At 60.3% G+C, this 9,962-nt stretch carries 12 protein-coding genes; 8 read left to right on the plus strand and 4 right to left on the minus strand.

The annotated features are described in order from the left end of the window. Nucleotides 1-32: 32 nt before the first annotated feature. Nucleotides 33-995, minus strand: a complete 963-nt coding sequence (locus BQ8794_RS10000) for an NUDIX hydrolase (protein ID WP_077376322.1) — start codon at nucleotides 993-995, stop codon at nucleotides 33-35. A gap of 223 nt (nucleotides 996-1,218) precedes the next feature. Between BQ8794_RS10000 and panB the strand changes: the two genes are divergently transcribed. The 4 genes from panB to BQ8794_RS10020 all read left to right on the plus strand — a co-directional run bounded on the left by panB (nucleotide 1,219) and on the right by BQ8794_RS10020 (nucleotide 4,464). After that, nucleotides 1,219-2,007 carry a 3-methyl-2-oxobutanoate hydroxymethyltransferase gene (gene panB, locus BQ8794_RS10005; protein ID WP_425293528.1) on the plus strand — a complete coding sequence of 263 codons (789 nt, stop codon included), beginning with the start codon at nucleotides 1,219-1,221 and terminating at the stop codon, nucleotides 2,005-2,007. Next, on the plus strand, nucleotides 2,004-2,903 hold the full coding sequence (gene panC, locus BQ8794_RS10010) for a pantoate--beta-alanine ligase (RefSeq protein WP_008874732.1): 900 nt from the start codon (nucleotides 2,004-2,006) through the stop codon (nucleotides 2,901-2,903). Before panB ends, panC begins: the two co-directional genes overlap by 4 nt. 111 nt (nucleotides 2,904-3,014) lie before the next feature. After that, entirely contained in the window at nucleotides 3,015-3,740 is a 726-nt protein-coding gene (locus tag BQ8794_RS10015; RefSeq protein WP_077376328.1) for a LuxR family transcriptional regulator, read from the plus strand. A 94-nt stretch (nucleotides 3,741-3,834) separates the two neighbouring features. Then, complete coding sequence (locus BQ8794_RS10020) at nucleotides 3,835-4,464, plus strand: acyl-homoserine-lactone synthase (protein WP_008874730.1); 630 nt, start codon at nucleotides 3,835-3,837, stop codon at nucleotides 4,462-4,464. A 633-nt stretch (nucleotides 4,465-5,097) separates the two neighbouring features. On the opposite strand, the gene BQ8794_RS10025 is transcribed toward BQ8794_RS10020, so the two are convergent. The 3 genes from BQ8794_RS10025 to BQ8794_RS10035 form a co-directional block, all read right to left on the minus strand. Then, nucleotides 5,098-5,319, minus strand: coding sequence for a DUF982 domain-containing protein (locus BQ8794_RS10025; RefSeq protein WP_008874729.1), 222 nt, complete (start codon nucleotides 5,317-5,319; stop codon nucleotides 5,098-5,100). 125 nt (nucleotides 5,320-5,444) lie between these two features. Beyond that, complete coding sequence (gene bluB, locus BQ8794_RS10030) at nucleotides 5,445-6,080, minus strand: 5,6-dimethylbenzimidazole synthase (protein ID WP_008874728.1); 636 nt, start codon at nucleotides 6,078-6,080, stop codon at nucleotides 5,445-5,447. 561 nt (nucleotides 6,081-6,641) lie between these two features. Next, nucleotides 6,642-7,031 (minus strand): hypothetical protein, encoded by a 390-nt coding sequence (locus BQ8794_RS10035; RefSeq protein ID WP_040592906.1) that lies wholly within the window; start codon nucleotides 7,029-7,031, stop codon nucleotides 6,642-6,644. Nucleotides 7,032-7,455: 424 nt separating this feature from the next. Here BQ8794_RS10035 and queC point away from each other — a divergent pair, with 424 nt between their 5' ends. From queC to BQ8794_RS36350, 4 genes are all read left to right on the plus strand, one after another. Next, on the plus strand, nucleotides 7,456-8,154 hold the full coding sequence (gene queC, locus BQ8794_RS10040; protein ID WP_077376440.1) for a 7-cyano-7-deazaguanine synthase QueC: 699 nt from the start codon (nucleotides 7,456-7,458) through the stop codon (nucleotides 8,152-8,154). Continuing rightward, on the plus strand, nucleotides 8,154-8,510 hold the full coding sequence (gene queD / locus BQ8794_RS10045; RefSeq protein WP_065010611.1) for a 6-carboxytetrahydropterin synthase QueD: 357 nt from the start codon (nucleotides 8,154-8,156) through the stop codon (nucleotides 8,508-8,510). The genes queC and queD overlap by 1 nt, the downstream gene beginning before the upstream one ends. Beyond that, nucleotides 8,507-9,241: a 7-carboxy-7-deazaguanine synthase QueE gene (gene queE / locus BQ8794_RS10050; RefSeq protein ID WP_008874720.1), complete on the plus strand. Its 735-nt coding sequence runs from the start codon at nucleotides 8,507-8,509 to the stop codon at nucleotides 9,239-9,241. Before queD ends, queE begins: the two co-directional genes overlap by 4 nt. A 338-nt stretch (nucleotides 9,242-9,579) precedes the next feature. Beyond that, a partial coding sequence (locus BQ8794_RS36350; protein ID WP_244554911.1) for a cation:dicarboxylate symporter family transporter occupies nucleotides 9,580-9,962 on the plus strand: 383 nt, incomplete at its 3' end.

The following is a 9,962-nucleotide window of genomic DNA, read 5'->3' on the forward strand; positions in this document are numbered from 1 at the left end:
AGGGGAATATGTCTACCTTGACTATAAGTATGTCAAGCCCGCGCGAGCGGCAATTTTGTCCCGGCCACAGCCCTGTCGTCGAGGACGGCATGGCGGAACCGATAAAGCTTTGCCGGCCGTCCGCCCGTCTCGAGGGAGGTCTCGCCAGTTTCCTCGACCAGCTCTTGCTGCTCAACAAGTCTTCGGAAGTTCGGCTTGTTGATGAGCCTCCCGGCGAGCGCCTCCACGGTCCGCTGCAGCTGAAGCAGTGTGAAGGACGGCCTCATGAGCTCGAACACCACCGGCCGGTACTTGATCTTTGAGCGTAGCCGCGCAATGCCGGTCGCCAGGATTCGTCGATGGTCAGCGATCATTGCCTTGCCAGATACCGCCGCAGGCGCGACGTCCCGCCCGCCACCAGCCTCTTCGATCAGGGCAGATTCGTAAAGCAACTCGTAGCGTTGGAGCGTGAGTTCCTCGTTCCAATTGCGGTCGTCGAAACCGAAGGCAATCGCGGCGCGCTGCCGGCGTTCGCGTCGCGTGGTGGCGTCGCTGGCGCCCTCAGCCCACTCAATCAGGCGTGGACGTAAAATATCGAGCACCACCGGCGTGCCGGAGCGATGATCCTCCCAGGGAAAATACTCGTACCAACTCCGCCACCCGCAATTAGCGGAGCCCGTTGCCTGTTCCTTCCGAGTGAGTGCGAGATAGCTGATTGAGATGGCGCGTTCCTGGCGCTCGGCCCCTATGCGGTCCCGATCGGCGAAGGTGTAGAGCTGCTCGATGTACCCCAGCGGGTGGCCGGTCTGTTGCTCCACCCAACCCCTCAGACCGGATTGCAGCGATCGATGCTCTAGCGCATATGGTCCGGACGGAAGGGTGTCCGCGTTCCCGATGGTGAGAAGACAGGGTTCACTGTCGTTTACGGCGACGACAACGGCGATCAGGTCCACTTTTGCTTCGTCGGCCTTGAGCGCGGCTCTGCCTTGTCTGGTTCCTTTTGCCTGATGGTCCATGTTCGCGAAAGTGAGTTGGCCCCAAATTCAGGGTGACTGAATCGATTGAATTTAAGCGTTGCTGCACGAACGTCAACACCGCACAGCTGCACGTCTTTTTTAGCTCTTCGCACTCGCACAAAAATATGCCAAACGCGACACCCGCGGCGGGTAACGCAAGGGAAGGAGGGATGGTTTGAGCGCAGCTGGTGATCCAAAGGGAATTGCACCGCCGGATGTTCGGATGCGGAAAGGCCAGACTCCACTCGTCTGCCTGACGGCATATACCACGCCGATCGCCAGGTTGGCCGATCGACACTGCGACATCGTTCTCGTCGGCGACAGCGTCGGCATGGTCCTGCACGGCCTCTCGTCGACGCTGGGCGTCACTCTCGACATGATGATCATGCACGGCCAGGCGGTGCGCCGCGGTCTGGTGCGAGCATTGATGGTCGTAGACCTGCCATTCGGTTCCTATGAAGAAAGCCCCGAGCAGGCCTTCCGCAACGCTGCGCGCCTGATGGCGGAGACCGGTTGTGCAGCGGTGAAGCTCGAAGGGGGCCAGACCATGGCCGAGACGATCCGCTTCCTCGCCGCGCGCGGCGTGCCTGTCATGGCCCATGTCGGCTTGACGCCGCAGGCGGTCAATACTCTCGGCGGTTACCGCGTCCAGGGGCGGGGAGACGATGCCGAGCGCATCAGGCGCGATGCCGGTGCGGTCACGGAGGCCGGCGCCTTTTCCGTGGTGCTGGAGAAAGTGCCCGAGCCCCTCGCAAAGCGCATCACTGCGGAGATCGCCGTCCCAACCATCGGCATCGGCGCCTCGCTCGCCTGCGACGGTCAGATTCTGGTGAGCGACGATATGCTCGGGCTTTTCAGCTCTTTCCGGCCGAAATTCGTCAAGCGCTACGCCGAACTAGGCGACCAGGCCGATGCGGCGATTGCGGCTTACGCCGCCGACGTGAGGGAACGGCGCTTTCCGGCGGCCGAACATCTCTACGCCAACGAGACGAAGGCCGGAGGCGTCACATGAGCGTGCCGATCGTTCGAACCGTTGCCGAGCTCCGCGCTGTTGCCGCGGGATGGCGTCGCTCAGGCACCCGTATCGCCGTTGTGCCGACCATGGGAGCCTTGCATGAAGGCCATCTGAGCCTCGTGCGTGCCGCGCTTCAGAAGGCCGAGCGGGTAGTCGTGACGCTGTTCGTCAATCCCAAGCAGTTCAACAGTGCCGCCGACCTTGCCGCCTATCCCCGGACGGAAAACGAAGATGCTGCCAAGCTCGTGCCGACAGGCGCACATCTGCTGTATGTGCCGGATGCAGACGAGATTTATCCAGCGGGCTTCGCCACGGCCGTTTCGGTGTCCACTCTCAGCGAGGGCCTGTGCGGCGCCTTCCGGCCCGGCCATTTCGATGGCGTGGCGACGGTCGTGGCCAAGCTCTTCCTGCAGACCGGCGCTGACTTCGCCTTCTTTGGCGAAAAGGATTTCCAGCAGCTTCAGCTTGTCAGGCGCTTGGTCCGGGACCTCGACATCCCGATCACCGTGGTCGGATGTCCGACAGTCCGCGAAACCGATGGTCTTGCACTATCGTCGCGCAATAGCCGGCTCTCGCCAGCAGAACGCGCCATTGCCCCAAAGCTGGCTTTGGTCTTGCTCGACACGGCTGAGCGGCTTGCGCGTGGCTCTCCTGTCTTGCCCATGCTTGATGAAGCGCGTGCAACAATTCTGGCGGCAGGCTATCGCGAGGTCGAATACCTGGAACTTCGCGGCGAAACAGACCTGCAGCCGCTAGCAAGGCTTGACCGACCAGCACGCTTGCTTGTCGCGGCTTGGCTCGGCGACACACGGCTCATCGATAACGTCTCAACATCCCCGGTTGGTAAGCGGCCAGGTGCGCGGCGTTCGCTTCACGGGGAAGCAGCAAAGTAATGCCGGCGATGATGGCGACCAAATCGTCCGCGTCGCATCGATGCGGGGTCATTTAGACCCAGGTTTCCGCCTGGCATCGAGCAACATTCGAGGAGGTCGCGCAAAGGGCTGATGTATCGCGTATTCGAAAACTTCGTCGAGCAACTCTCTGCAAGCGTCGATGCGGTCGACCTCCATGAGGCGATGGCGTCCGCCGCAGCCGGCTTCGACTTTCCGCTCTTCGCCTATTTCAGTTACCCGTCGGTCTCCGGCCAGACGCCGCGATTGATTTCAAATTATCCTTCATCCTGGACATCGCACTATCTGCAACTGCGCTACCACAGCCATGATCCGGTGATCCTGCGCGGGCTGCAAGGCTGGGATACTTTTGATTGGGGCGTGGATCGACCCCGCCAGTGTCTGCCGGCCTCGCAGCAAGAAATCCTGGAAAAAGCAGCTCACTTTGGCATTCGCGGCGGATTGACCATGTCCATGCATGACCATCGCGGCCGGTTTGCGGCGCTGACCTTCGCTTCCGACCAATCCCGTCCGCCTCTCTTGCGATCACTCACTCGCTACGAAAAAGCATTGCAGCTGGTCGCAATCAACTTTCATATACATGCCCGGCGCAAGCTCGCCGAAGATTGCGTGGTGGATGGCATAACGCTGACCCCGCGGGAGTTCGAATCCCTGAAATGGGCGGCGCGCGGTAAGTCCGCCTGGGATATCAGCCAGATCCTCGGCGTCTCGAAACGCACCGTGACCTTCCATCTGGAAAACGCTAAGGCAAAGCTTGGCGTGCGAACGATCAACCAGGGCGTAGCACGGCTGACTGCTTCCCGTCAGTGGAGATCCTGACTCCTTTTGTTGGAAAGCTGTAAAGGTCTACAGGCTGCATCAATGTCGGCTTTGCTCTTCGATGGCGGGAACACATCCTGCACGGAGGCGACAGATGATGCAGCTGATAACACCTGAACTCTACGGCGAGTTTCCAAACGAGCTCAACGAAATGCACGGGCTCAGGCATCGGGTCTTCAAGGAAAGGCTGGATTGGGAAGTTCAGACCGAAAGCGAGATGGAAACAGACGCATTTGACAGCCTGAACCCCGTCTATCTGCTTCTCAAGGGATCCGACTGGCGAATTTGCGGTTGCGTCCGTCTTTTACCGACTACCGGACCGACAATGTTGCGCGACACCTTTCCGATGCTGCTGGGCGAGACTGCGGCGCCCGCGAGTGCCCGCATTTGGGAGAGCAGTCGTTTCGCACTCGATCTCCCTCCATCAGCGCCTAAGTCTGGCGGACTGGCGCAAGCAACCTACGAGCTCTTCGCCGGCATGATCGAATTCGGCTTGGCGAACAATCTCACTCGGATTGTGACAGTGACCGATACGCGCATGGAACGGATCCTGCGTCTCGCAACGTGGCCGTTGTCGCGCATCGGACAGCCGAAGCCGGTCGGTAAGACGGAGGCGGTCGCCGGTTTTCTCGAGATTTCCCACGCTAGCCTCAAGCGCATCCGCTGGAGGGGACGTCTGAACGGACCGGTATTATGGCAACCGGTTCTCGGCCTGTCGGCGTAGCGCTTAACGATGCTCAGCCTGACCTATGCTCCTGCCCGCGGGCGCTACGTACGGTTGATATGCTGGCCGGACGGCGTAGTGCGAAGCTTACGACTATTTCGGTCGCTTCCCCCGCACGACCTGGGCCCAGGAAGTTTTTAGGTGCAATCCGCAATTCCAGCGTTACCACGCCAAATGGCGCGCCCCGCCGCAGACACCGAGTTTTTGGACGCCGTAAAAGCCGGATTTCTTTACGCCGCAAAAAAGCAGCAACTCCGGAATCGTTCACAGAGCAGCCAAGGCCTGCACCGCTGGACGATTGCTCCTCTCAGCGGTGCCTTCTGGTACCAAAAAAGCCCCGGCGCTGGGTCGATGCGCCGGGGCTTTGGGCACGTACGAGCTACACCAACAGTGTCCGCTTATGAACGTGCGCTAATAAAGTGAACGAATGGTGAATCGCGCAATAGCTCGCCGAACGGGGTTCGTATTCATGCTCCCATGTAAGAAGTGTGCTGGCGTGGATCAACGCTGCCGTAGGCCTAAGAGCGCACGCTCAAGGCTGGGGTGAAGCCCGCAGGATCGGTGAATTGCATGATCAGTTTGCCACCTGATTGTAAAGCACCAGCGCGTGAGGGCAACAGGTCGACCTGCATGCTACAGCATTCCCTCTTCCTCAGCAGCAGCCTCGAAGGCCGCGCGGACATCTTGGGGGGTCACCCGGTCTTCAAAGGCGTCGACGCAGGCTTGGATCTTCCACTTGGGTCCCCTATTCGGCCACTTCATGAATTCCTCAGCGGCACCTTCGACGTGGTTGACCCCGTAGGTCCTCCCAGGTCGGTCGGTCTTGACAGAGACCGGAGGGTTGAACCAGTGCAATGCGATGAGGGAAACCTAAGGGGAGAGAGGCGGCTGTTAAAGGAACATTCGATCCCAATAAGCGTGCAGGTCTATTGTTTCCCCGCGAGCCGACACAAGGGGGAGATGGCAGCGTCGCCGTTGCACTACCGCCTTATCACAATCGAAGCGCGCCGGACTTCCCAGCCCTCCCGTTCCAGTTCCGGCAGGCTGTGGTTCTCGCAGGGGTAGCCGACGCAGAAGTAACCGATCAGCGTCCACTCCGGCGGTGCGTCCATGATCGTCGCCATTTCGGCCGGGTCGAGGATCGAGACCCAGCCCATGCCTATTCCTTCGGCGCGCGCCGCCAGCCAAAAAGTGTGGATCGCCATCACCGCCGAATATTCGATGGTTGCGGGCATGGTCAGGCGGCCGAGCCCATGTCCCTGTTGCGTCGTGCGGTCGGCAAAGACCGCGAACTGACAAGGCGCTTCGTTCAAGCCGGCAAGCTTCAGGCGCGCATAGAGCGCGGCGCGTTCGCCGCCGAACGATGCGAGCGCCTCCGCATTGCAGCGCTCGAAGCATGTCCTGACGGCGGCGCGGCATCCCGCACTCTCGACCATGACGAAACGCCAGGGCTGGCTCAGCCCGACCGAGGGCGCAATGCTGGAGATGTCAAGCAGCCGTTCCAGCGCGCCTTCGGGGAGCGGCATCGGCTTGAATCGCCTCACGTCTCGCCGCCACAGGAAGAGATTGGCCAGATCGGCGCGAAAATCGTCCGGAAATTCCGGGTCTGACGTCATGGTGTCGTACTGCCTTTGCGAAGAAAGTAGGGGGGGAGGGCAATAAGGCAGTAGGCATTAGGGCATTAGGGCAGTAGGGCAGTAGGTTGTGCGCGTCAAGTTCTGCAAAAATGGCGTGGCATTAGCGGTGACGTTGGCGTCTCCGCCGCGCAGCCCCCGTATTTAGCGGAGCGGCGGACATGGCGGGCCGCGTCTCAGGCGGCCAATGCCCTCAGGTTCTCCTTCTTGTGCTCGCGCAGATGATCAATGTTGAGGTAGCGGGTCGCCTCGAGCCAGTTCTCGTGGATCTCCACTGATTGCGCGATTTTCCTGCTCGATTAACTGCAGAAGCGCGGCGTAACCGCCAAGCAGGCGCACCAGCGGAATATTTTCGCGCAATCCCTGTAAAGTGAAGGAGAAGGTAACTAAGGAGCGCGGCTCGTGCGCGTGAGGTATATCCGAACGTGTGCAGCAGATCGTCGCGCTCTCCCCGGACACATCCGCGCGCCACAGAGCCTCGGTGGCCGGCCGCTCGGACGCGCAGGTGGAGCCAAAAATCCACAGATGCATTCCGGTCATATGCTAGCTGCCAAGCATATGACCGGCATTTCGCAAGGCGCCTAGGAAGAGACCGGCATGGACGGTGACATCGATCTTGGCCTGCATTGACAGGGGCATGCTGGCCCAGTTCTCCAATGGCGAAATGAAATGTGAGAAAGTGCCATTGACCATGCAAGAGCGGGTAACAAGGCCTTGTCTGTCCAACGCGACCACGCCCGTCTGGTCGGCTCGATATCGGATGGCTGCGATCCGCTGGACCTCCGAGTCACCATCGACCCGCACGTCGAAAACCAGGACACCGTGGCTCCTCGTGGCTATCTCTGCGGCTTTTTGGTTGAAGCTTAGGGAAAGTGAGCGGACGCTTTCGACCGCCATCTGGAAAATCGCCAAATCCAGTTCATCCAACGCCATGTAGGCTATTGCGCGCAATATAGGGGTGATTGCAACGACGGATTCGTGTTCCAGATCGAACTGATCCTGAAGCGGGGCGCGCGCACTGTCCTTGAACTTGGGCTTCTGCACTCCCGCCGTTAACGAACTCCGTACCTTCCTCGTTACTTCGCCAATTTGCGTGTGGCCTATGCAAGCATCCGTAACGCAGATTTGGATAGGTCAGCTTCTTTCCCAGCAATGCCTCGAGGTCGCTTCGCATCTGTCCTTCTGAGCATATGCTTGGGTTTGGACATCCATGAAAGAGCCCGCTGTCGGTGCCCGGTGCGCCACGGCACGTCAGCGACCAGACTCCACCGGGTTCACAAAGTTGACTCGCTGGGGTAGGGGGACCGCAGAGAAATCTCCGGTCGCAGCCTTACCCGGTCAAAACAAGGATACCACGATGAAGACTCTCGTCATCTGCTCCGGCGGATTGGACTCCGTTTCCCTTGCTCACAGCGTGGCAGCGGAGCACGAGCTCGCCGGCCTCCTGTCTTTCGATTACGGCCAACGGCACAGGAAAGAATTGGGCTTCGCCGCTCTCTGCGCGGAGCGGCTGAACACTATGCACCAGATCATCAACATCCCCGAAATCGGCCGCGGCCTTTCCGGCTCAGCGCTCACCGATAATTTCGACGTGCCGGACGGCCACTACGCCGAAGACACGATGAAGATCACGGTAGTGCCGAACCGGAACGCCATCATGTTGGCAATTGCCTTCGGTCTCGCCACCGCGCACAAGGCCGAAGCGGTGGCGATGGCCGTACATGGTGGGGACCATTTCATCTATCCAGATTGCCGTCCGGCCTTCATCGAAGCTTTCCAGATGATGCAAGACCGGGCGCTGGAAGGCTACGCAGAGATTCGCCTTTATGCGCCTTACGTCAACCTCACGAAGGGCGACATCGTCCGGGATGGAGCAAGACACGGAACGCCATTTGCGGAGACCTGGTCGTGTTACAAGGGCGGCGAGCGTCACTGCGGACGGTGCGGGACCTGCGTGGAGCGGCGCGAGGCGTTTCATCTCGCGGGGCACGCTGATCCTACCGACTACGAAGACCCTGTCTTCTGGCTCGAGGCGCTGCGGAGGAGGAGCGCCTGATGTTCCGCATCACCAAGGAATTCCACTTCTCGGCCTCGCACCAGCTCACCTCTTTGCCGCCGGATCATCAGTGCGCGCGCCTGCACGGGCATAACTACATCGTCGAAGTGGAACTTTCGGCGAAGGACCTGGACGCGCACGGCTTCGTGCGCGACTATCACGATCTGGCGCCCCTCAAACGCTATATCGACGAGAGCCTCGACCATCGGCACCTCAACGAGGTGCTGGGACATGAGCAAGTCACGGCGGAATACTTGGCCAGACATTTCTATGAATGGTGCAAGGCACGTCTGCCGGAAACCGCGGCCGTGCGGGTGAGCGAAACCCCGAAAACCTGGGCGGAATACCGGCCGTGACGGACACGTGTCCCGCAATCCGTGTGAGCGAGATATTTGGGCCCACGATCCAGGGCGAGGGAGTGCTCATCGGTTTGCCTACAGTCTTCATCAGAACCGGCGGGTGTGACTACCGGTGCTCCTGGTGCGACAGCCTCCATGCGGTGGACAGTCAATTCCGCCACGAATGGGAGATGATGCCAATCGATGCGGTGTGGCAAAGCGTCGTTGGGCTTTCCGGTGGCCGGCCAGTGATGGTGTCGCTGTCAGGCGGTAATCCGGCCATTCAGCCCTTCGGTGCGCTGATCGAGCGAGGCCATGGTGAAGGTTACCGTTTTGCGCTGGAAACCCAGGGTTCGGTGGTCAGGGACTGGTTTGCGGATCTTGATGTGCTGGTTCTCAGCCCAAAGCCGCCGTCAAGCGAAATGAGGACCGATTGGGCTGCATTCCAGGCGTGCATAGAAGCGGCGCAGCAGAAGCCGCAAATCGTGCTCAAGCTCGTTGTTTTCGACGAGAATGACTACGCCTACGCCAAAGACGCCGCGGCGCGATTTCCGCGCCTTCCGGTCTATCTGCAACCCGGCAATCACACGCCACCGCGCCCTGGCAATGAAGACGCACCTGTCGACCTGGACGGAATAATAAAACGCATGGAGTGGCTTGTGGAAAAGGTGACACACGACAGGTGGTTCGAAGCACGCGTGTTGCCGCAGTTGCACGTTATGCTCTGGGGAAACAGGAGAGGCGTTTAGTCGCGCCTGTGCGGGAAATGCGCCCGCGGATTTTCGGTTCGACGGGCCAGATGTTGACCATCTAGATCCCGATCGCAGCCACCAAGGCAAACAGGTTGCCTCGACGACCTTTCGGCCGCTGCCAGGCCGCATGTCCGCCGACGGTCTGCCCTTGTTTTTAAGAGGGCACGCGGCTGCGGCGAATGCGGCACTGCGTGAGAGGTCCTGCGCGTTATCGCGCCGCCGCTGCTTGGCACGGCACTTGCGCCCGAGATGGCAGCAGCGTTCGACCGGAGCGCCGCCAGTGAGAGGCCTTGAAGCAAGGAAGAGCCCGCCCCGATCCGGCAGGGAGAGAAACGGTGTTAGCTCCACAAGTCCACAGCGCGAACGCCGGGCCTCGTAAGCCCCATATTGCGCGGCTTTACGTTCAGGTGCTTGCCGCCGTCGCCCTCGGTGTCGCAGTGGGCTATTTCTGTCCGGGGCCCGGAGAGGCTCTGAAGCCGCTCGGCGATGCTTTCATCAAGCTCGTGAAGATCATCATCGCGCCTGTCATCTTCCTGACAATTGCGACAGGCATCGGCGGCATGAACGATCTCAAGAAGGTCGGCCGGGTCGCCGGCAAGGCAATGATCTATTTCCTCACCTTCTCGAGCCTCGCATTGATTGTCGGTCTCATTGTCGCAAATGTCGTTCAGCCAGGTGCTGGCCTCAACATTGATCCGGCGTCGCTCGATGTTCAGGC

Origin of the sequence: Mesorhizobium prunaredense (assembly GCF_900156895.1) — a bacterium.
Classification (GTDB): Bacteria; Pseudomonadota; Alphaproteobacteria; order Rhizobiales; family Rhizobiaceae; genus Mesorhizobium; species Mesorhizobium prunaredense.